This window comes from Adlercreutzia sp. ZJ138 (assembly GCF_011038935.1).
Lineage (GTDB): Bacteria > Actinomycetota > Coriobacteriia > Coriobacteriales > Eggerthellaceae > ZJ141.
This window is the reverse complement of record NZ_JAAKEA010000008.1, coordinates 78,662-101,069: the sequence shown is the minus strand read 5'-3', so window position 1 is coordinate 101,069 and position 22,408 is coordinate 78,662. Positions and strand designations below refer to the sequence as shown.

Below are 22,408 nucleotides of genomic sequence, written 5' to 3'. Positions count from 1 at the left end.
AAACCCCTGGTAGGGTACCTCATAGAAGGATAGAAGGTGCCTCACAGGGTCTCTCAAGGCAATTTGAAGCAAAAACTCAATGGCGAAGATGAAAAGCTCAGTGTAAGTACCATTAATCAGTGTTTCCCTAGCATCACCATAGGAACTAACGAAAGGAAGGAACATGATCTACTGCGAAAACTGCGGCAAGCAACTCGAGAACAACGCTGCTTTCTGCGCAGAATGCGGCCACAAGGTAGGAGCCTTATCACCCGGAAAACCTTCGGAAGGTGCTTCTGGAAAACAACCTGTCGCCGGTATGCACTCGGCAGGTAACGCCGCTGGCACCAGCGCAAAAGCAACCGCAAATACAAAGAGCGCATCAAACGCTGCGAGCGCCACGGCACCCAAGGCCCTTTCGCCCAAGAATAAGAAAACCGCCATCATCGCGGGAGCATGTGCGGCAGCCATAGTCGTCATCGCGATCGTCGCATTCGCTGTGATGGGCGCAAACCCCATTTCAAACGACCGCCTGCGAGATGACGTCAACGCAAGCAATTTCGCCACCACAGGCGTGGTGCCTTCGAACTACGTTAACGAATCACCCTACGAGATAACCGACTTCAAGGTAGACGATCAGCAGAAGAGCAAGCAAAACCTCTTTGGCGCGGAACTCGAATGTGTGACGGCGACATTTACGGGCACGATGTCAAACGCCAACTTCGAAACCGACTTCACGGGTGAAGTGAGCTACATGAAGGAAAATGGCGAATGGGTATTGTTCTCAGACCCCAGCATCACCTCATCAACCACCACACCTTTGAAAGGTGTTGACTTCATTGACGAGAATACGGAATCCTCAGATAGCGCCGTCGTATACTCGACTTCCGATTTCGCATCAACTCTTGATGGTGGCGAGGGTTCCTACACCAGCACCGCCACGCAGAAGGTGAGCTACGACATGTGGTTTGCCACCGACACCGCCACCAGCACCGCCACTTTCGCGTTCAGCGAGACAGACGGTTGGCAGATGCAGGGCGAGGCTCAGCTGTCCGGCCAGGCAACTGAGTGGAAGCTGGCCGGCAAGACGTTCGAACTCACCGATGAATCGAATTACGGCAAAGTCACAGCCTCTCTTTCCTTCTCGAATGCTACCAGCGAGACTCTCGACGCGGACTATGTTATCGATTACGACAACAAGCGAGAGGATAAGACTTACTATAAGTATCACAACGTAGATCTCACTGGCGCGGTAACCAACGAACCCACGCATGAGTTTGGCCAGCCCAATTTCGCTGTGTCGTTTAAGGATACAAACAACTCCGTGGCTTTCGATTGCCGCAGCAATACCGTTTCTGATTCAAATGGATCAGCGGTTTCATACGCACTCAATACCTCTGTAGAAACCGAGAGCTCCTATATGACCTCGTACCTCGTTAGTATGGATAGCGGAAATGATTCCTATCTATCATTTGGTGGCAATTTTATCGAAAAAGCCTAGTCACGCAGCTGGCGCGATGTGATTTCAAAAGGAGGCGTTTAGGATGTTCTGCATGGTATGCGGAAGCGAGATAAGCAATCATGCAAAGTTTTGCACGAGCTGCGGCTCGCCTGCACCATGCATCCCGAACGCCTCCGCTGACGAACAGGCCGATTCCGACGAACCAGCCCGCTTTACCGAATACGTTGGCAACCCCGATTCCGTTAAGCCGGCCGACAACTCTACCACAACATCGGAACAACTCACCTTTCCCGAAGCCATGGATAGACAGAAGCACCGAAGCCACATCCGCATTCACGTGCTCGTACTCGCTGCGCTTGTGGCATTGGCGCTTTCCGCTGTCGCTTATGCCGCACACACCATTTATCGCTACTACGTGGAAGAGGTAAACCCACCTATCACCACCGTAGAGGAGTTCACAGCCGCGTTTGATGAAAAAGATGCGAACCGTGCCATCGCCTGCATGGACGAGAACACGCGCAATAAATACGATTCAACGTTTTCGCTGATAGACAGCGCAGCGAACAGTATCGGACTCGCTGTTCCCGACGGCGCAAGCCGCGCGGTGTTCGAAAGTCTTGTGAAAGACCTCTTTCCCAACTTGTCTTCATTTGCAGGAGAGAACATCGACTACCACGTGAGCATAGCGGACAGCAGTCAAAGCATCGATGGAAACTCCGCATTCGTATCGGGGACTTGGCGTTTTGAGCTTATTTCTGACAACGAGACAATCATTCAGGAAGAACCCTTCACATTTAACCTCGTTTTAGAGCGGGGCACGTGGCGTATCTTATATGACGACACGTTCAAGAGCAATGTAGGTTAACCGGGAGAACAACATGTACTGCACGAAATGCGGAAGCGTACTATCCGACCAAGCAAAGTTCTGCACGAGCTGTGGCGCACCTACTAGCATAGTGGCCTCGCCGGCCAACGCAGCAGGAGCGGAAATGGAAGCCCCCGAAGCTGCAGCCATGGCCGGTACGGAAGCTAGCACCGCCGAAGGCGCTGCCGATACCACCTCGGCAGCGCCCGCACGCACCACCTTTGCCCAAGCCATGGACCGCCAAAAGGGCAAAAGTCGCAGGCGTATCCCCACGCTAGTACTGGTCGTACTGGTCACGCTGGCCCTTTCCGGCATCGCCTACGCCGCATACCGCGTATACACCGACGTCATAGCCCCACAGCAACAAGAACAGCAGGCCGAGCCCGCAGAACAGGCAGCACCCGCGCAGCCGCAAGAGAGCGAAGAGTCAACAGAACCGGAGGAGTCCGATCTTGCGCAACAGGCCGAAACGGCTTACGCCGATGTTGTTGACGAATTCCGACAGGCGATCGATCTGTGGCACACGAGAGGTGAAAGCTTTGACGATACCGATTTCAATTCAGACTACGACAACGCAGAAATGAATGGCGTTGCTCCTATAGGAAGCGATCTTGAAGGCTTTCAGTATGTTCCGACCATCTTCTTCCCTCTTTTTGCATCCAATCCGGCATTTTGGTACTGCATCGAAGACATCAACTCTGACGGTATACCCGAACTTATTGTCATGTGCGATTCGACAGATAGTGATTTAGATTCTGCCGATGGCATGTGTATTTTCACCTATTACAATAACGAGGTGAAACCTCTCGCGCAAGGATGGGATAGGTACCATTACATCCTCTGTAAAGACGGGGGCATTATCAACAAAGCCAGCGGCGGTGCCTGGACTGGCGAAGTCTCCTATTACGTGATAGAGAAAGGCCAGCTTGTTCTCGTTGAATCGTATTTCTGGGATGGGGACGCTCATGCCGGCTCTTCCACCATCATCCATACACTTCCCGATGGTACGAAAGTAACGGAGTCATCATCGGATTACAAAGATTTCAGCTTCATGAGTGCTCTCGAAGAGCAGCATCCCATAAGAACCGACACTGAATCGTTTAACTGGACAAGCTTGGAATAAAGGGGTTCAAAATGTACTGCGTAAAATGCGGGTCGAGGAATACAGGCGACGCCCGATTCTGTTTAAAATGCGGTGCGCCATTCGCCGGTCTGTCGGTATGGGAAAACGAGCAGGTAGCCGTACGACGACGCACCGAAATCCTTAATGGCGTTGCCTGGCTCTGCTCTCAGTTCGATACGCAATGCGATGCCTACAGCGAACTCAGGATGCTTCAAAACGAGCTTACCAGCTTACAAAGGCTCCAGCGACAAGCTTGGCCGACCATTGCAATCATCTTGCTTTTTATTCCCCTGTTCGCCATCGTCACCAGTATTCCCGCTGACATCATGATCATCAAACCAGATTACCTAGCAATAACAATTCTTGTAGCTCTTCCGGGCGTACTCACTTCGGTCATCGTCGTTATACAACGTTTGAAGCGAAAGAAAAGAATTCCCTTAGTCAGATCGCGTATATCAGAAATCTACCAAGGAATATACAAACACTACCTTACCGTTCCGAATAACCCCTTTGCGTTCGAATACAGCGATCCTTACACCTTGCGTGCGTTGTACGAAATCCTGCGACTTGGCAAGGCAGACAGCGTGAAAGAAGCGATCAACGTTCTTGAAATGTCCAACTATCAGTCCGCCATGTTGAACATGCAAGGGCAAATACTCGAAGAATCCAAAGCGGCGAAAGATGCGGCAATCACTGCTGCCGTTTTCGCAGGTGTTGCAGCAACACGCCGATAAGTACCCGAGAAAGAGCGAAGATACGTACTCACAAAAACATAGGGATAAGCTAACCAACCAGGCGAGCACACTACGAAGCGCGCCCCTGCTCTTACCGGTCCCCTTGTGCGTACTTGAGGGCGGCTTTTGCTGTTCTTGGGTTATCCTTGAGGTATTGTGCACGGCTCGCTACGTCGGCGGCAGTAATCACCCCTTCGTCGATGAGACGATACATGAAGGCACGCTGATCGCCACGCACAACAATGGCGGCGTCCAGTTCGTGCTGCAGAGCCTTCCATCCTTTTAAGCTGGATACTACACGACAACGAGCCTCACGCGCCGATTCTCCCGGGAAGCACGCTTTCGCAATATGAGCCACCGATTCCCCCTCCGCAAAACGCCGACGCACCTCGTCTCGCTGTTCTTTAGAACGCGCATTTTTCGCTTTCGTCTTGCACTCAGCACTACAGAAACGCCGCTTGATACCCCGATGCCCCGTGAGCGAGAACCCTCGCCCACATTGCTCGCAATAGCCAATCTTCACCTGACCGAGCTTGCGCGCGAACCCATACCACAGATAACTCAAGAAGCAGTCGAACGCCATGAAGTCATCGCCTTCGGTGGAACTAAACACGTCGATGCGTACGCCTTGCAAGTGCAACGATATGATTGCGTACACCAGCTTCTGCAAATGCGGAGAATCGGTTTCATCGAGCGGCAGCTCGTTCACCAGCAAGTTCGGTTCAGTGGAAAGCAAACCTAACACGCCTTCCACCGTCCAATCTTGCGAGATCAAAGTCGCGTCGCCCACAAGGCCGTGCAGCGCTTGCTCAACGACTGCCGCGTCGTTCGCGAAATACGAGAATGCCGCCGCGAAGTCAAGCGCCGATATCTCACGCTCAAACGATAGAAGAAACGCCGACAAGATGATGTGTCCCTCATCCACTTCGGCCGACATGAACGAATAGTCGAATCCCTGCTGCTGACGAAACTTTTTAAGCCATGGCAACGTCGGCATGATAGCAGCGTAGGCTGACTCATCCGAGCAACCGATATCAAACGATGCCGTGTAGACGGAAAACTCAGCCCCCGTACCCGAAACGCATGCTGTCATCTTCTCGATATTTAGAGCTGCGGGAACAAACGGCTTGGCTCCGTTGAGCATTTCCTGCAGCGACACCACCTCATGTGCAAGTGCAATGGCGCTCTGCCAATCGACGATGCTTTCGCAGTCGGAACGCCCGAAAAGCGGGCCGCTTGTTCCAGCAAACGCAATCGCTTCCGAAATCAACTTGATGACAGACAGGTCTTCGAGGCCTAAAGCGACATCCGATTGCGCAGCCTCACCTTCACGCGTAACAACTTGCTGAGGCGTCAGCAGCTCAAACACAATGCTTGCAGGAGTGTTGTCATATGTAACGTACCGCGCCCCACGCGAGGGAAGTCGCCCTTGGGACGTTTTGATTTGATCGTGAATTCGCACAACGCACCTTCTTCCCCGCCAAGCATCTCCATGGAGGAAGCGCACCTAACGGTACGCACTGTTGACGCTCCAACAAACTACCCAAACGTTGCAACACGCACGTTCGCGGCCTTAGGCCATTTTTTTACTCGTTCAAAATCTCTTTTTTCAGGATATTTAGAATTCTACTCTATCACTGTTAGAAAACCCAACGAAAAAGGAGAGAATATGGCTTCCGTACCTTCGAACACCAAGCACGAAAAGACATCTATTTGTTCGATTGCCAGCAAGGGAACATGTGTCGCTCTCGCAGCTGCCGTTGCCTTCTCAAACCCGCAACCCTTATCGGCATTTGCGACAGAAAACGCATCACCGCAGACGAACAACAACGATACCGATAGCTCAGTCGCCCGTGCCACCATCTCGAAAGAAGAAGCCCTTGCTGCTATGACGCTTCAAGAAGCAACCGACGCCTTAAACGAAGCGCAGACAAACCTAACAGACGCCGAAAAAAACCACAGTGAAGCAGTTGCTGAAGCAGAAGCGGCACGCACGGCATACGAACAAGCAGTCAGCAATCAAGAAGCAGCCAAGCAGGCGTTGGCAGAAGCACAGAACGCCGCCGCAGGCATCACCCCCGAAGCAGTGGAGCACGCACAAGCAGCAGCAAATGCCGCAACAGCCGAACTTTCCGCAGCCCAATGTGAGCTCGCAGAAGCAGAAACAACACTTGAAGGCGCGCAGAAGTCCCACCGTATCGCGCAGACAGCCCTCGAAGAAGCGCAGGCACAGCTTTCGGTAGCCCAAGCTGCGTTATCAGAGGCCGAACAAGCAGAAGCGAGCGCGCAGGCAGCCTACGACAACGCCGCTGCAGCCTTCGAGCAAGCGGAAGCGAATGCCACAGACGAAGGCCGCGCACAGCTGCAGGGAGAGATTGCTGCCGCGCAGACGGAACTAGCTGTGGCGAACGACGCACGAGCCGCCGCTCAAGAAGAAGCATCTCGCGCGCAGACAGAGCTTTCCCAAGCCCAAATAGCCGTGGATCAGGCAGGGCAAACCGTACAAGCAGCCCAAGCTGTCACAGACGAAGCGCAAGCATCGGCCACAGCCGCAGAAGAGCAGCAAACCCAAGCGCAAACAGCACTCGATGCCGCGCGGCAACAACGCGATACTAACGCTGCGGCCAAGAACGCGGTGTTGGCCGACGTGAGTGCCAAGGAGCAAGCATGTGCCGACGCTGAAGCCGCCGAACAAGCAGCCTTGCAGGCAAAGGAAGTGGCCGACGCTGCGGTTTCCCGCGCCGAAATCGACCTCGCAGATGCCAAAGCCCGCGCGGAAGGAGTCGATGAAGCCATCTCCAAAGGCTCTATTGGTCTTATCGAGTGGATGCTGCAGAAAGACGATCTCACAGAGGATCAAATCAACGATCTGAACCAGGCACTCAAGGTTCTCGAAGATGCCCAGAAAGAGGATTTCTCCCGTTGGTATGGTGGCGAAAACGTCAACTTCGGCGAAAACCGCAATGGCAAGATTGTGGTAACGGGCGACGTAAAGGATGCTATCTCGCTGAAAAACACGCAAAAAGGAATCGACATCATGAAGAAGATCATCGAGCTCCGTGCAACCGACGAAAACTTCTGCAACATCATCGACGGGGGCACTGCCTCAACGAACTTCTACCTGATGGCGGTTACACAAGCAGCAACTGACCGCGGAGCAGGATTACGGCGTCATTCTTTGCTTTTAGTGTCATGCGAAAACCTAGCCTTCGGATATCCCGATCCCACACGCGGCTGGTACGACCAGGAAAAGGCGCGGTTCAACAAAATACGCGACGGCCTGGGAATCAACGCACCGCTGACAGCTGACGATGTAAAGCGCATCGAAAGCGAAGCGGAGCAACGCGATGTCACCATCGGGCATTACACAAACCTCTTCTGGAACGCAAACCAAGTTATGGGAGCTGGATTCACGCAGTATGGCATCACGTCGGGATACAGCGCCTCAAAAGCATCAAACTATGAGTATGTCTATTCTGTCGACGAGTTCGAAAACCTCTTTAAGGAATATCAACAATCCCTCCAAGATGCGCAAGGAGCCGTCGAACAAGCGCAAGCAACTCTGGATTCCGCTCGTACTGCGCAATCCGAAGCAGAATTAAATATCACCGCTACGACGGCCAGCAACGTGGCAGCAAATGAAGCCCTCGCTCAAGCAGCCGACGCGCTTTCCCGCGCAGAACAAGCTCTAGCAACCTCCGACGCAAACATTGAGGAAAAGACCGCCGCACTCGAAGAAGCCGCACGAGTAACCGAAGCCGCACATGCTGCACTTAACCACACGAAGGAACAGCTCGCAGAAGCAGCGACCGATCTTGCCGAAAAGGAAGCAGGAGTGTCGGCCAAGCAAAACGCCCTTAACGCCGCCGAAAGCACCCTTGACTCAGCAAATTCCCTGGTAGAAGAAAAGCGACAGGCAGAAACTGAAGCGATAGCGAATCTTGAGCAGGTTGATGCCACACTCGCTCAAGCGCAGGCCGCAATGAGCGATGCAAAAGCTACGCTTGACAACGCTACAGTCAACAGACAAGCTGCGCAAAGCAAGACCGACGCTGCTGCCGAGCAGGCTAAAAATGCGTACGACGCCGAGCAGGATGTATCCGACAAGCTTGCCACTGCCCAAAGCACACGGGATGAAAAGCAGCGTATCTATGCTGAAAAGCAGGCGCTGCACGACGATGCCCAAAGCGCTCTTTCCGAGCTTACCGACAAAATGCAAACGCTTGAAGAAGCACAGCACTTTGCAACGTCAAGCGAGGAAGACACACAAATTGCAAACGATTTGCTTCATGCCGCCGAACAACGAGAAGAAGAGACGGAACAATCGCTGGAGAAGGCCAAGCAACGCATGCTCGAAGCGCAGGCAACCTACAGCGTGATCAGCGAAAGCTCTCAGGCCCTCACGGAACAGAACTCCGCTACTGCGCCGATGACCGCAGACAATAGCGCTGTCGAGCTGTCTACCGATTCAGCAGAATCCGCCAAACCACTTCCACAAACAGGCGACCACAACATGGGCCTTGTTGGTTTGGCAGGAACCGGCATTATCGCAAGCCTATCAGCCCTTATGCTCAGCATAAAACGGCGTTTGAAGTTGCAAGCATAGCCAACAACCGATAACAGTGAGGTTACGATAGTCAAACCGCAACCTCACTGTTAAGGTTTTTTGCTGCGACCTTCCCATCACAGGCTTTCTCGTGCGATTTGCAACTTGTCGACACCCCGTCTTCCTTCACTTCACTACAGCTCCACTTCGTCCCAGCATTCTAGGAGAAGACCCTTCACGCGACTGAATTCTCGAATGTTGTTGCTGACAAGCGTTGCACCGTGGGCCAAAGCGGTTGCAGCGATGAGTAGGTCATTCGGGCCAATCATGCAGCCTCGCTTTTGAAGATCATGGCGCACAGCCGCATACTGAACCGCACATCGCGAATCGAAGGGAACAACCTGCAACGGAGCAAGAAAACGATCAACAAGAAACCTGCCTTCACGCGGGTTGCCGCTTTTCTCTGCACCAAAGCGAAGCTCTGCTTCCACAATACTCGGTACGCCAAAGTCGCTCGGCATCTTGCTTTTCATAACCTTGTAAGCATAAGGAAGATGCCCTCGCATGATTTCAATGCAGGTATCGGAGTCGAGAAGATACATGTCCTCCCCCTTTATTCGAAAAGGACAATGTCATCAAGTGGCACGTCAACTTCGTCAGGCGCCCCAAATGTAAGGTCATTCAAGGAACCGTACACGTCTTCCCAGTAGCCACGTGGCCATGCGGGATTAACTTCGTCATGACGAATAAGGTTAACTACATATTTCGACAACGATTGACCAGAACCTACCGCACGCTCACGCAGCAATTCCATAGCGGAATCGTCTAAGTAAAGAGAAAGCTGTGGCATCATGCACCCCCTTGTATACTTGTTTCACAAGTATACAAGGTTTTGGAAAGTAAAGGCAAGCTGCGGGGTGACCTTTTCTTGACCTCGCCCTCCGCTGTATGGCGGCTTCACCCTGCAAGGAACTACCCTATAGGAACCTTTACAGGAACCGGTAACTCACCGTGCGTAAACCCCAAGCGTAGCAATCGCCGTAGCCGAATGCCTTAAACACGCCCGGCTGCAAGTCGAGTACACGGCTGCCACCGCCCATGTAGCCGCAATCGTTGACCACCGCATACACCGTCATGCCGTTGTAGCTGATCTCCACCGTTCGACCGAAATACGACCGGTAGCCAGGCAGAGACATAGGCACCGCCACGCCCATAGAGTTGTCGTCGCATACCGCACCTGTAGCGGTAATGCCCGGGTTGGGCGTATACGGATCGCTCGAGCCACCGTACGCCGAAGCAACGCCGGTCATCCAGCCCGCCGACGCAGAACCACCCGAGGAAGCGCCACCCGCCGAGGCACCACCGCCACCACTCGACGGCGGCGCAGCCACATTACCGGAACCGCCCGTGTTCCCCGAGTTCGTACCACCCGCTGCCGGATTGGGTGCAACTGGTGTGCCTTCGGGCACTGCGTCGGTGCGGTCAACCGTGTTGGCGTTCTCAACGATTTCGGCACCGCCTTCCGCCGAGCTCTGCGCAAATGCCGCAGCCTGCGCGCGCAGCGCCTCCAAGCGAGACGCCTGACTCTCTTTCGCGTCGGCCAGTTTCGCACTGGCGTCATCAACCACCTGCTGCGCTTCGGCGCGCTTTTCTTCCAGTTCAGCCAGCGCGCGCTCCTGCTCGTTTTTCTGGAACGTAAGCGTTGCAGACACTTCTTCAAACTCCGCCTTGCGCGCCTGCTGCTCGGCAACTTCGTCGGCATGATGGTCCATGATCTGATCCAAGCAGCTGACGTTACGCAAAAGCTCCCCAAAGTTGGCCGAGTCGAGCAGTACTGAAAGCATCGCAGATGCCGTGTTGCTCCGATATTCATAGCGCGCGGTTTCTCCTAGTTTCGCGCGCCCTTCCAGCATCTCTTCCTGAGCAGCCATAACCTGCGTAATTGATTCGTCTATCTGGCTTTGGAGTTCGGCTATTTTGGCGGCCAGTTCATCGTATTCGGCAGATATCTCGGCCATGCTCGCTTCAGCCTCATCGAGCACCGCTTGCGCATCGTCAACTTCGTCGGCATGCGCGCATTCATACGGGAGACAACAGCCAACGGCCAGCAACGCCACTGCAAGCGAGAACGCCATAACCGCAGCAAGCAGCCTGGTTCCACACGCTTTTGTCTTTGCGTCGATCGCCCTAATCACCGGCATCCTTTCTCAAGTCCTACATAATCGCAAGCACCGCAGCGCATCAACGCGCAATTACGCCATGCTCCAATGAGGTGCTTTTCGTGCCTCAAGCATAGGCATCAAAGCCTGCACTCGTAGCAAAACCGTTTTATCGTAGCACGTTTAAAGTCTTTTCGCGGCAAAGCACATCAGATGTAGAAAAGCGCACAGCGCAGCTGCACCTACAGCTTCGCCCGCAAGTGCACCGCCAATCCAAAACTGGTGTAGTCTGATCCACGCTGCGCCACCCTCACCCCTTACTTGTGCCCATGCGTCCACAATGGTTCGTAGAGTACCCCATTCATAACGACACTCGCTAACGACATATCTCATGAACACACCGCAACCTATAACATTTGTAAAATATTTGATATATACCTACCAGCGATCTGCTGCGAATATGTACGAGCTGATGGTACTATGTATTAAATATTACTCAGGAGGAATTCATGGTTACAGCACCCGACATAGCCGAGCGCGTACGTATGGGACGCAATGAGTTAGGCTTAACTCAAAATGAGCTCGCCCGGAAAACGGGAGTAAGTCGGCCCACCATTGTACGCATTGAGCGCGGCGAGGCCAATAGCGTCTCGTTCGGTACCTTGCAGCGCGTACTCAATGCCACGAATTGGGATTTTCGCCTTGACCGAGGTGTGGCGGTTCCCGCTTCTTCAAGTACTTTCGATGTCGATGCCTATCTCGACACTCTTTTCGGGGAAAACCGATGAACGGGGAAAAGTTCCGCGCTCTCGAAGTGCGTATTACAGGAAACCCCGCCGGCGAGCTGTTCATGAACAATGAAGGACTGTTTTCATTCACGTACCGCCCCGATTACGCAGGTCCCGACTTGTCCATTTGCTTCCCTTCATCCCAGCGAAAGCACGAAGGCAAGGGAGTTTTTGCGTGGTTCGAAAACCTTCTGCCCGATGACGAGCGGATCAGACGCGGCATGGCTTCGAAAGCAGGCGTAGACACAGCGGTGTTTTTTCTTCTCGCTCATTTTGGTCTCGATCTCCCGGGTGCAGTTCAGGTGATATCACCTGAAGCTCAAGCGAGAACGTTTCAGGAGTCAAGCTACTCACAGCTCACTCCCAACCAGATAGAAGAACGCCTGCATCGCATCGCCGAGGCAGAAGAAGCAAACCGCGCTTGGTCTTGGACTGCCGAAAGCGAGCATTGGTCACTAGGAGGAATGCAAACCAAGCTTGCTTTGCGTGAGTTTAACGGAAACTGGTTCGAATGCCTTGGTTCCGCTGCATCCAATGTCATCGTTAAGCCTGGCATCACGCGCCTGAAAAGCCAAGCTGTAGACGAGTGCGTGACAATGCGCCTAGCAAAATACTGCGGGCTGCCCGTCGCCGAGACGAGAATTGTACACTTCGGCGAGCAAGAAGCTATAGCTGTCAAACGCTACGACCGCTTCACGTTGCCCAAAAGCGGCGAAGTAGTGCGCATCCATCAAGAAGATCTCTGTCAAGCAACAGGCACGGTTTCCTCTAAGAAATACGCCATGGACGGAGGTCCTACATCAGCCAATGTTGTCTCTCTTCTCAAAGCAGTCAGCGACGGAAGCCTTGAGAGATTCATTGATGCCTTACTTTTTAACTACCTTACTGCCTCAACCGATGCCCATGCAAAAAACTATTCCCTTTTGCATCCCAACGGCAATCGGTTTACTTTAGCCCCGCTCTATGACGTAGCAAGCATGGCCCCTTATATGGAACCGAACCGCACATATCGCACAGCTATGTCTATCGGTGGAGAAAACCGCATTGGCTGGCTCAGAAGATCTTCTTTGGAACGATTCGCAACACTCCACCAGCTTGACGCAAACACCCTTGTTCAAAGAACTGAGCAACTAGCAGAAGCTATCAAAGACAATATCGAACGTGCTGTGGATGATTTCGCAGACGATACAAGTATCGACGAACTCGCATCGCGGCTCGTGCCGCGCGTAAAATCTCTCTGCTCTGCCACTCAACGCAACGTAACCATATCAGGAAAGCGCTTCCAGCCTATCGACATAGCACGCTGAGCGACCTTGAGAGATACTACGTGTCAATGGATAACGCCAAACGTGTCAACAGGTTACATGTGTCGCCCATTGACACTTTTGGGTGCTTATTCTTCGCCGTAGTTCTTTAGGAAGGCGCGGGTGCGCTCGTGTTTAGGGTTGTTGATTACCTCGGTTGCCGGGCCTTCCTCAACAATGACGCCGCCGTCCATGAAGATGATGCGGTCGGCCACATCGCGCGCGAAGCTCATCTCGTGCGTGACCACCACCATGGTCATGTTCTCATCGGCTAAGTTGCGGATAACCTTTAACACCCCTTGTGTGAGCTCAGGATCAAGCGCGCTCGTAGGCTCATCGAAGAATAGGATGTCGGGGTCTGTGGCCAGTGCGCGCGCAATAGCCACACGCTGCTGTTGCCCACCAGACAGCTCGCACGGCACCATGTTTTCCTTGCCCGACAGGTTCATCTTCGCGAGCAGCTCGCGCGCACGTGCCTCCGCTTCCTTCTTCGGGCGCTTCTGCACACGCACCTGCGCGTCGGTGATGTTTTGCAACACGGTGAAATGCGGGAATAGATTGAAGTTCTGAAACACGAGCCCGAAACGCGATTTCGCCTGACGCTGCGTTTCCTTACCGGCGTACACCGCATGCGCCGCCCCGTTGTCTTCAGCAACCACCAAGTCGCCGTATGCGAGCGATCCACCATCGAGCGTTTCAAGCAGCGTAGCACAACGAAGCAACGTCGACTTGCCGCCGCCCGACGCCCCGATAATAGCGACTACTTCGCCTTCGGCAACTTCAAGCGATATATCCTTCAGCACGGGAGTGTCCCCGAAGCTCTTCTGCGCATGTTTGAGCGACAACAGCGGTTTTTCAGTCACAGCGAACTCCTTTTCTGCAGGTTCGTCATCGTTGCGTTATCAGGTGGTGCAAGCTTGCTCATATCCAACGCCTAACTCGGTTGTCGAGTGTGGCCTGGAGGCGCGATAACCTCACCCTATGCCACACAACACAACACGCCGGGCAACGGATACCAAGCGGCCTTAATCGTGATAGTAGCTGAGCCTCTTCTCAATGTGCGTGAGCGCCATCTCTACCACGAAGTTGAACACCCAGTAAATCGCGGCAGCAATAATGTAGGGCACCATACTTACCTGCGATGCAGCGAGCGCCTTCGCCTGGCTAAACATTTCCATGATACCCAGCACAAACGCCAGCGATGTATCCTTCACCAACGTGATAATCTCATTGCCCATAGCGGGAAGAATACGCTTGATCACCTGCGGCAACACAATAATCATAAACGTTTGGGCCTTCGTATAACCAAGCACGCTGGCCGCTTCGTACTGTCCGCGTGGGATCGACTGAATGCCGCTACGGTAGATCTCACCGAAGTACGCAGCATAGTTGAGGATGAAACCGATACTGCAAGCAACGAACTTCCAGCTGGTTCCCATGCTCAACCCGAAAATGTAGTAGGGGCCAAACATCCAGAACATCAGCTGCAACATGAGCGGCGTACCGCGCATGATAGATATATAGATGCGCGCAATCCACGCAACTGGTTTCAGCCGGCTCATGCGGCATAGCGCCACTACCACGCCGAGCGGCAAGGCTCCCACCAGCGTTACCAGGAAGATTTGCGCGGTAAACACCAAACCCGACAGCAACAGGTTCATCATCGTTGCCAGTTCCACAAGCATCCCCTCATTCGCATCACTCGAGCACGCTACTGCTTTATTGCACTAAAGAAACGGGCAAAAGTATAGCACAGCCCGGCGCATCAGCGGACATACACGCTCCCACGAACGCATCATCACACGAAAACGGCTGCCCACATGTCGCAGACAGCCGCCTTTTCACTCATGTATCTGCTCTGTTCGGCAAAGCGCGTCTGCCCCCTAACAGTAAGCTGCGCGCGCTTCTATTTGCCTACAGGTTTTCCCTACAGGCACCAGTTCTCGTACGAAATGCCCTGGTCGGCGTACTTATCGCACAGCTCTTTCACAAAGCCATCTTCGTCCATGGCCTTCAGCGTTTCGGTGACGGTGGCAGCCATGTCCTCATTGCCCTTCGCAAAGCCTACCGCGTAGTGCTCAGACGACAGCTCATCAAGGGTTACATACGCATCGGGCTTAGCAGACATCTGGAATGCGGCAATAGACAGGTCGCACACTACAGCGTCAACCTGGCCAGATTCAAGCTGCATGAACGCCGTGTTGAACGTGTCAACCGTTTGCACGGCACCGCCAGCAAACGATGCGTTCAGATCGGCGTAGTCGGACTCGAGGATTTCAAGACCAGCGGATTCAACCTGAGTCAAAACGGCTTTGTCAGCAAGGTCATCGAGTGTCTTGATGTCGGAATCAGCCTTCACAACAACAACCTGGCCGTTCTTCATGTACTTGTCGGACCATGCGTAGCCATCTTCGCGACCTTCATAGGTAAAGCCGTTCCAGATGCAGGTGATGCTTCCCTGCTCGAGCATGGCGTCCTTCGCGTCCCAGTCGATCGGCTCGGCCTTGAACGTCCATCCGTTGCGGTTGCACACTTCCTGAGCAAGTTCCAGGTCAAAGCCCGTGTATTCGCCATCGTCGCCCACGTAGCCATACGGCGGATAACCAGAGTCGAAGCCGACTACGAACTCATCGCCTGTCGCATTGCTACCGCCGCAGCCAGTCAGCATGACGGCGGAAAGCGCGAGCGCGGCAACAGCCGCCGCACATGCCAGAATCTTCTTCTTCATGAAGTTGCCTTCCCTTTCTACGGTGCAGATGCCGCAATGAACTCTCCGTCCGCCATCTGCTCTCTTACACAATTACGCTACTGCTCTAAAGCACTAAAGCGATCGTAGTATAGCACAGCTTGCACGCGCTTACGAATCGAATTCGGTTGGCATAAGCAACAGCATAGGCGACAATCGACATCACTACCCCACGAGTCAACCAGCGACAGACAGCACACGACGGGTGACTCAACGAGTAACCCGTCGCAGGCGACGAATTCATCTGCCGCGCTTATTCAGTTTCTATATAACACTTGACGAAGACTAGTTCGTTAGAGCTACATCGGGGCTTGAGCTGATGGGTTTCTCCCGGTCAGCTTTCCCAAGAATCACACGGGCGATGCGTAACATGGCGTAGAGAAGCAATATTCCCAGATAAACAGAAACCGAGATCACAGGAGCAGACCACGCCTGAGCCGCAAGGCTTGCAGGCAACAGCAACACGACAGCGTGCAGCGTCACCAGTACGAAAAATACGTAAGCGAATCGCTGAACGGAAGTCCAGAGTTTTTTACCCATACGTCGCCGCACAACAGCAAATGAGGTAACCGTGAGAATCCCCAAAAGCAAAATAACCACAACGGCAACAGCGAGCGAGAACACCGTTGATCCTGCCGCCGTTTGAAAACCTGCAGCGGCGCTTTTTGCGAAAATGGGAACATAGCTTCCGAAATGACAGACCGTCAGCAGAGCGGCCACAATGGAAAGTGGACCGCGCACTGGCCTTAAAGCGCTCCTGAGCGTTCCTTCGGGAAGCACCCCTATAAACATGACCAGCGCAAACAAAGCATACGGGAAAATACCCCGCCGCAAAAACGGAAGCAACTCGCGCTCAATATCTGGCAAAACAGCTCCAAGCGCGCCCGACAGAAACACCACGTCAACCGCCAGCGCCAAGCCATAGAACACGCCCGGATGATGGGCAAGCGGATGGCGAAGCACCGCTACAAAAAGACACGCCACCGCAAAAGCTATCAGAATATCCACGATGCGCTATCCTTTCTTTTCGTTGATAATGCTTGCGAGCATGGCACCCAACGCTGCCAACGCGATGCCCAACAACGTCAGCATAACAACGAGCACGATCGACGAGGCACCCGCAAGGGCGGCAAACCCAACACGGCTTCCCGAGCACACAAGCGTGAATGGGAAGTACAAGGTGCCAGCAAGAATTCCCGCACCCATACAGCGTGTCTCAGAAGAAAGTCGCTGCGCACACCCATACAATATGAGCGCGGCCAGCAACGGAACGAGAGGTGTCAACCCCATAACGGGACTCATCATTCCCAGCATCAATGCGAATGCCGCAACGCCGACACCACACGCCCAAACCGAAACGCCTCGTCCCAAGGCAAACGTCATAAGGAATGCAGCAGGCAAGGCCATGAGCAACCCATGGAGCGCAGGCACAGGAAAGGCAAGAGCAACAGGCCTGGTGACAAGCCCACTTACCATGAGTGCGACAAAAACACCGGCTGCGTCCGCCAGAAAGCGAAGCGCCGGCTTCACCGCGCTTCACCTCCCTGAGCGCAGTCATCCTGGCCTACACCAGTCTCGACGTCAGCCTCAATGATCCCTTGCGCAAAGCGCGCCCACGGCCCAAAGTATCCGCCTTCGGCCAGCTCAACGGCACTCGCAAAACCACCGATCCATTGGGACACATGCTCTTCCAAGAACTCATGGCGCATGCTTTGCCACGAAACAGCTTCTTCCACACGGTCTTCTTCCCATGCCAGAGCCTCACGTGCGCACAGGTTTGCTGCAAATTCCAGCTCATAGCCGATATGGTCATCGGGAATACGGTTTCGCTTCGCCACCGTAAAACCGCACGATTCGTAAGTATCTCGAACCTGACGGGTAACCTGGGTCAAAAGCCGACGAGGACACCCACGATACATTGACTCGTACAGTGGCGCTTTCGGTGGCCGTGGGCCAATAAACAGCTCCGCATACTCGCTGCGCACGCGGCGGCCCAAATCTGCATCGCTCTCGTCAAGGGAAGCAAGATGTGTCAACAGCTGCTGCTCGCAAGGCAGTTCCCAAGAACCTTCCTCAGCTAGCGCGGCGCGTGCTGTTTCAATTTGGGTTACCAACTGCTCGTCGGTCGGTTCTTCCAAAAAGGCTGCGGAGGCCAACCGGTACAGCGCCTCTCGCCAGCGCGATTGCTCTTCCTGGTAGGTAGAATCCTTGGCGTTGCGCTCCATCACGGCAGGCCTCCTCGTATCAGTCAATTAGTCGACAGGAATGAAGCGGATGTTGGGACCGGTGCTCTCAACGGTAAAGCCCACGCCTTCAGGCACGCCGCCGGCAGCTTCCAGCTCTTCGATGGTACCCACCGTAAGCACTTTCACGGGGCAGGCCGCCACGCAAGCCGGATCTTCGCCCTTATCCAGACGAGCTGCACACATGTCGCACTTCACCATGCGATCGTTCAGGTCGTTTTCATGCGGAGCGCCATACGGGCAGGCCGCCACACAGGAATAGCACCCAATGCAGACCTCGGGGTCGTGAGTCACAATGCCGTCCTCGCGCTTCTGCAGCGCGCCCGTGGGGCACACGTCTATGCAAGCCGGAGCATCGCAATGGTTGCAGGCCACAGAAATATAGGGGCCTACCAGCTGAATCTGTGAGCTCGTTGCCTGGCGGGGATACACACCCGGTGTAAGGCCATGGCGAACACGGCATGCTGCCTGACATGTCTGGCAACCGATGCAGTACTTTTGATCAAGGAGAAATCCCATCTGAGACATTGATCTGTTCCTTTCAACGACGAAACTTTACGCTTTGGCAACTTCCACCAGGCAGCTCTGGAAGGCAACGCCTCGTCCGAAATCAGCCTGGGAATCAGTGGTTACGCAGTTGACGTTCTCTACCCCGGTCACGGTAGGCCACGTGCTCTTGTAGGTGCATGCGGTCCCTGGTGCCATAACGCCTTCCACAACGCGCGCTACGCGATGCAGCGATCCACGATCGTTGGACACAATGACCTCGTCGCCGTCAGCGATGTTGCGAGCGGCTGCGTCGTCTTCGTTCAGATACACGTAGCTTTCTTCGAACAGAAGGTTGTTGTCTTCCATGTTGCCGAACACGCCGTTCAGGAACTCCTTGGCAGACGGGTTCACCAACGCCAGCGGATACTTGGCGAACAGGTCCGGAGCCTGGCTCTCGCTTTCCGGATCGGGGGTGTAGATGACCGTGCGCGTGCCGTGGTCGGCCAAAAGTTCGTCGCTTGCAAACTGGAACTTCTTCGAGGGCGTGTCGAAGCCCTTCTCCAGTTGTTCTTCCCACGTTTTCGGCGGTACGTCGTACCAGCCAGTCTTCACCAGTTCGTCGTAGGTGTAGTCCTTACCATCCAGAAAGATAGCACGCAGGTCGTCGTACGTGCGGTTGAATACGGGATCATCGTAGCCCATGGCCTGACCCAGCAGATTACACAGCTCCAGGTTATCCTTGCACTCGCCCAAAGGCTCGATAACCTTTTCGTTGAAGCAGTCGTAGTTGTGACCATAACCGCCGTTGAATTCCTCGTACTCGAAGAACGTCGGTGCAGGCAGCACGATATCGGCGTACTCGACGGTGGGCGTCACGAAGATGTCGTGAACCACCGTGAACAGGTCTTCGCGCTCAAGACCCTGGCGAACCAGGTTCTGGTTCGGGTTGGACACCATGGGATTGCCGCCGAAGATCATGATGGAACGGATGGGGTTCTCCTCGAAGTTATGGCCCTCACCGTAGTTCACGCCCGTAAGCACCTTGCCGAGCGCCGGCGAAGAGTAGTTGCGGATCGTGGATGCATCCGACGACTCAGAGGGAACCGTTTCGGTGAACATGTCGAGGTTCGCCGCCTTGCCCGTGCTATAACCGCCGGAGCTCGTCATGTTGAAGTAGCATTCCGGATGACCAATAAGCCCGGTGAGCAGCTTGATGGAAATGTGGCTCATGCCGCCGTTGTTGCGACGACCCAACTGCAGGCCGGTCTTCAGGCAGGTATTCTCGCGATTCTCCCACAAAAGCTCGGCGAACTGCTCAACCTGCTCGGCAGGAATGCCACATTCGGCAGCAACCTTGTCAGCTGTCCATTCCGCCGCCGATGCCGCGTAATCCTCGTAGCCCTGCGTCCATTCGTCAATAAACGCCTGATCGATCTTGCCGTTGTCGATGAGGTACTTCGCCACACCAAGTGCAAAAGCGCCGTCGGTGCCGGGCAGCAGCTGGACGTGCAGGTCGGCCCATTCGCATTCGGGCACGCGCATCGGATTCACCACGGCAATCTTACCGCCAGCCTTGTGCATTTCCTTGATGAATTTCATGGTGTGCAAGCTGCCCGCTGCAGGGTTGTGGGCCCAAGAAATGTAGAGGTCCTTGGTTGCGATGTCCTCCGCACGCATGACCGTGATAGTGCCGGTCGTGTAAGGCAGCGAGAACACGTAGCCGTTGTTGCACATGCTGGCCTCATGATACGTAGCACCCATCTTGAAGAAGAGCGGCTCAAGGCAACGACGATGAATAGCGCCTTGGTTGCCCTGGTACCTGAACCACGTGATGGCCTCGGGACCATTCTCTTCGATAATCTGCTTCCAGTTGTCGGTGATGGTTTGAATAGCTTCATCCCAGCTGATGCGCTCGAAGGTACAGCCGGGGCCCTTAGTGCCAGTACGCTTCATGGGATAGAGAATACGATCCTCGCGATACACGTAATCGACGTAGTTCTGCGTTTTCACGCACAAGCCACCGGCCGTGTAGGGGTTGTTCTTATCGCCACATACCTGCACCAGGCGCCCATCGACTACCTTACTCATGATCATGCAGGTATCAAAGCAGTTGCGCGAGCATGCGCTATGATGCCATTCGCCCTCGACTGTTTCAGCCTCGTACTGATATCCCGAGGTCTGAACTTCCTCCTGGCTTTTTTTGCCACTACTCTTGGGCGAACAAGCCACCAGGCCGCCGCCCGCCACGCCAAGCGACAGTCCCGCTAAAGCGGATCCTTTCAAGAAGCCTCGGCGACTCATTGCTGCCTTTCGCTCCGAGCCAAGATGCGCCCGCACGTCTGCGTTCGTGTTTTTCACTTCTCCTCCTCACGTCTTGTTGCGGAGTCTTCGGAGTCTTGTCCGAAGACCACGGAGAAGTATCGCCAGCCTTCATGCAAAGCGCATCAGAGCAAGTGGGGGATTTTCAAAAAGTTGTGCGCAAGCCATCCTAAAAACTAGGGGATGCTATCTTATTTTCGCTGTTCAGAGAGAAGTTCGTCAAGTGATTCGTGCCCTAAGGCAATGAGTTCCTGTCGTGAATGAACACCGGTTCTCTCGTAGATGTGTTTGACATGCGTTTGCACGGTGCTCTGGCTGATGCAAAGCAAATCCGCAACGGCGGGAACGTTTCGCCCAGACAGCAACAGCTGAGCAACTTCCTTCTCGCGCGCAGAGAGCCCGAACTTCTCTCCCCAACCGTCAACGGCCTGCTCCATGGAAGGCGCAGGCACTACGTTGGCTTCCGTATGTAGCTGCGACGCCTGCTTTGCCAAAGCAGCTTCCAGCTCGGCTTTTTGGAACGTGGTGTTCACCCGCATGATGGAGAAAATGACGGCGATAACGATAACGTTGGCGCACACAAGCAGAATCATAGTGAGCGCCGTAGAGTGAAGGGACACAACAGTCATACCAACGAGTAGCCCCACAATCTCGCCGACGTTCAGAATCGCAAAACCGCACCCGAAGAGCATACTTGTCGAGTAGCCCCGCCGACGACAAATAGCTGAGAAATGCGTGATCAGCTGCACCTCGGCAATGCTGTGTGCTGCAAACACCATGGCGAAGGCCAGTATCTGCACGTTGGAATCGAGGATGGCTACCACCGTAATACCCGCAAACGTCAACGGCGCGAATATCCAGAAAGCCCGCACCATCGGCATGCGCAGCACGTAAGTAATAACAATCAAGACCGCCGAAACCAGCATGATGAGCGCCGTTACCGACAGAGAGAACGCCAGGAAGAATCCGTCTGATTCGTACAGACGCGCAACCGCCAAAGGCCACATAACACCAAAAGAGAACCAGAGAACCGATGTATAGGATGCGATTCGCCATTTCGTAAAACGGTTTCGATTCGACGCTTCTACTGGAGATATGCAAGACTCAGGAGATAAGGAAGATAACGCGCTTGCTTCTCGTCGTTTGAGGTCGTAACCAATCGTCGCGCCGCACACCACCGGCAGCACAATGAGAACAGGAAACGCTATGGAAACAGGGTTGTTCACCACCAGCGCATAAAGACCTGCAGCAATAGCCATAGCTGCAGGAACAGCTCGCATACTCAGCCGCACACTTAAGCTGCGGTACAGCGATGCGAACGCGAGCGTCAAACACGCATCGCCAAACCCTGCCACAGCAAAGCCCACCACGGTCAACGGCGGAGCCACCGCTGATGACACTATTACCACGAGCGTTCCCATAACTGCCGCAAGTGTCCCTGCGCCGACAAGAAGCTTATCGGTAATGCGCTCGGTACGCTTCCCTCCTCGAAAGAGCACCACAAGGCAAATGACGCAAACGAGCAAATAAGCCACCCGTCCCGAGGTGAGAGCCCCATAAGGCTCAGGGGAAAGCGACACAACCACCGGAGAAAAGAATAGCCCCATGCGCCAGGCAAACATGAACGCCTGACCACAGAATCGCAAGGGAG

21 protein-coding genes are annotated in these 22,408 nt (G+C 54.2%); 7 read left to right on the top strand and 14 right to left on the bottom strand.

From position 1 onward, the window contains the following. Window positions 1–163 precede the first annotated feature (163 nt). From G7Y43_RS05270 to G7Y43_RS05260, 3 genes are read left to right on the top strand one after another with little or no spacing between them, the layout of a single operon-like run. The gene (locus G7Y43_RS05270; RefSeq protein ID WP_165044797.1) at window positions 164–1,480 is read left to right on the top strand and encodes a zinc ribbon domain-containing protein; all 1,317 of its coding nucleotides are present in this window, start codon (window positions 164–166) and stop codon (window positions 1,478–1,480) included. Window positions 1,481–1,523: 43 nt separating this feature from the next. Beyond that, a complete protein-coding gene (locus tag G7Y43_RS05265) occupies window positions 1,524–2,306 on the top strand; it encodes a zinc-ribbon domain-containing protein (protein WP_165044795.1) in 783 nt (260 codons plus the stop codon). A gap of 13 nt (window positions 2,307–2,319) precedes the next feature. Further along, window positions 2,320–3,429 (top strand): zinc ribbon domain-containing protein, encoded by a 1,110-nt coding sequence (locus G7Y43_RS05260; protein ID WP_165044793.1) that lies wholly within the window; start codon window positions 2,320–2,322, stop codon window positions 3,427–3,429. 62 nt (window positions 3,430–3,491) lie between these two features. On the opposite strand, the gene G7Y43_RS05255 is transcribed toward G7Y43_RS05260, so the two are convergent. Further along, window positions 3,492–3,644: a hypothetical protein gene (locus tag G7Y43_RS05255; RefSeq protein WP_165044791.1), complete on the bottom strand. Its 153-nt coding sequence runs from the start codon at window positions 3,642–3,644 to the stop codon at window positions 3,492–3,494. On the opposite strand from G7Y43_RS05255, the gene G7Y43_RS05250 reads away from it, so the two are divergent. Beyond that, entirely contained in the window at window positions 3,636–4,163 is a 528-nt protein-coding gene (locus G7Y43_RS05250) for a hypothetical protein (RefSeq protein ID WP_165044789.1), read from the top strand. The genes G7Y43_RS05255 and G7Y43_RS05250 overlap by 9 nt on opposite strands. A gap of 91 nt (window positions 4,164–4,254) precedes the next feature. On the opposite strand, the gene G7Y43_RS05245 is transcribed toward G7Y43_RS05250, so the two are convergent. Then, on the bottom strand, window positions 4,255–5,625 hold the full coding sequence (locus tag G7Y43_RS05245; protein WP_165044787.1) for a hypothetical protein: 1,371 nt from the start codon (window positions 5,623–5,625) through the stop codon (window positions 4,255–4,257). A gap of 207 nt (window positions 5,626–5,832) precedes the next feature. Between G7Y43_RS05245 and G7Y43_RS05240 the strand changes: the two genes are divergently transcribed. Then, window positions 5,833–8,769, top strand: coding sequence for an LPXTG cell wall anchor domain-containing protein (locus G7Y43_RS05240; RefSeq protein ID WP_165044785.1), 2,937 nt, complete (start codon window positions 5,833–5,835; stop codon window positions 8,767–8,769). A gap of 134 nt (window positions 8,770–8,903) precedes the next feature. On the opposite strand, the gene G7Y43_RS05235 is transcribed toward G7Y43_RS05240, so the two are convergent. The 3 genes from G7Y43_RS05235 to G7Y43_RS05225 all read right to left on the bottom strand — a co-directional run bounded on the left by G7Y43_RS05235 (window position 8,904) and on the right by G7Y43_RS05225 (window position 10,904). Next, the gene (locus tag G7Y43_RS05235) at window positions 8,904–9,311 is read right to left on the bottom strand and encodes a type II toxin-antitoxin system VapC family toxin (protein WP_165044783.1); all 408 of its coding nucleotides are present in this window, start codon (window positions 9,309–9,311) and stop codon (window positions 8,904–8,906) included. A gap of 11 nt (window positions 9,312–9,322) precedes the next feature. Further along, window positions 9,323–9,562 (bottom strand): antitoxin, encoded by a 240-nt coding sequence (locus G7Y43_RS05230; protein ID WP_165044781.1) that lies wholly within the window; start codon window positions 9,560–9,562, stop codon window positions 9,323–9,325. A 136-nt stretch (window positions 9,563–9,698) separates the two neighbouring features. Further along, window positions 9,699–10,904: a hypothetical protein gene (locus G7Y43_RS05225; protein WP_241158163.1), complete on the bottom strand. Its 1,206-nt coding sequence runs from the start codon at window positions 10,902–10,904 to the stop codon at window positions 9,699–9,701. 473 nt (window positions 10,905–11,377) lie between these two features. On the opposite strand from G7Y43_RS05225, the gene G7Y43_RS05220 reads away from it, so the two are divergent. Continuing rightward, entirely contained in the window at window positions 11,378–11,656 is a 279-nt protein-coding gene (locus tag G7Y43_RS05220) for a helix-turn-helix domain-containing protein (RefSeq protein WP_165044777.1), read from the top strand. After that, the gene (locus tag G7Y43_RS05215; RefSeq protein WP_165044775.1) at window positions 11,653–12,963 is read left to right on the top strand and encodes a HipA domain-containing protein; all 1,311 of its coding nucleotides are present in this window, start codon (window positions 11,653–11,655) and stop codon (window positions 12,961–12,963) included. The genes G7Y43_RS05220 and G7Y43_RS05215 overlap by 4 nt, the downstream gene beginning before the upstream one ends. An 86-nt stretch (window positions 12,964–13,049) precedes the next feature. Here G7Y43_RS05215 and G7Y43_RS05210 read toward each other — a convergent pair whose 3' ends face one another. The 9 genes from G7Y43_RS05210 to G7Y43_RS10785 all read right to left on the bottom strand — a co-directional run bounded on the left by G7Y43_RS05210 (window position 13,050) and on the right by G7Y43_RS10785 (window position 21,194). Then, window positions 13,050–13,823: an amino acid ABC transporter ATP-binding protein gene (locus G7Y43_RS05210; RefSeq protein ID WP_304518540.1), complete on the bottom strand. Its 774-nt coding sequence runs from the start codon at window positions 13,821–13,823 to the stop codon at window positions 13,050–13,052. Window positions 13,824–13,985: 162 nt separating this feature from the next. Next, the gene (locus G7Y43_RS05205) at window positions 13,986–14,639 is read right to left on the bottom strand and encodes an amino acid ABC transporter permease (RefSeq protein ID WP_165044773.1); all 654 of its coding nucleotides are present in this window, start codon (window positions 14,637–14,639) and stop codon (window positions 13,986–13,988) included. A gap of 248 nt (window positions 14,640–14,887) precedes the next feature. Continuing rightward, the gene (locus tag G7Y43_RS05200) at window positions 14,888–15,688 is read right to left on the bottom strand and encodes a transporter substrate-binding domain-containing protein (RefSeq protein WP_165044771.1); all 801 of its coding nucleotides are present in this window, start codon (window positions 15,686–15,688) and stop codon (window positions 14,888–14,890) included. Between the two features lie 303 nt (window positions 15,689–15,991). Then, window positions 15,992–16,714, bottom strand: coding sequence for a ferric reductase-like transmembrane domain-containing protein (locus G7Y43_RS05195; protein WP_165044769.1), 723 nt, complete (start codon window positions 16,712–16,714; stop codon window positions 15,992–15,994). Between the two features lie 6 nt (window positions 16,715–16,720). After that, on the bottom strand, window positions 16,721–17,236 hold the full coding sequence (locus G7Y43_RS05190; protein ID WP_165044767.1) for a hypothetical protein: 516 nt from the start codon (window positions 17,234–17,236) through the stop codon (window positions 16,721–16,723). Then, a complete protein-coding gene (locus G7Y43_RS05185) occupies window positions 17,233–17,931 on the bottom strand; it encodes a molecular chaperone (RefSeq protein ID WP_165044765.1) in 699 nt (232 codons plus the stop codon). Before G7Y43_RS05185 ends, G7Y43_RS05190 begins: the two co-directional genes overlap by 4 nt. Window positions 17,932–17,958: 27 nt before the next feature. Continuing rightward, a complete protein-coding gene (locus G7Y43_RS05180) occupies window positions 17,959–18,477 on the bottom strand; it encodes a 4Fe-4S dicluster domain-containing protein (RefSeq protein ID WP_165044763.1) in 519 nt (172 codons plus the stop codon). A gap of 27 nt (window positions 18,478–18,504) precedes the next feature. Next, window positions 18,505–20,796, bottom strand: a complete 2,292-nt coding sequence (locus G7Y43_RS05175) for a molybdopterin-dependent oxidoreductase (RefSeq protein ID WP_165044761.1) — start codon at window positions 20,794–20,796, stop codon at window positions 18,505–18,507. Window positions 20,797–20,948: 152 nt separating this feature from the next. Then, complete coding sequence (locus tag G7Y43_RS10785; protein ID WP_370514644.1) at window positions 20,949–21,194, bottom strand: response regulator transcription factor; 246 nt, start codon at window positions 21,192–21,194, stop codon at window positions 20,949–20,951. Between the last annotated feature and the right edge of the window lie 1,214 nt (window positions 21,195–22,408).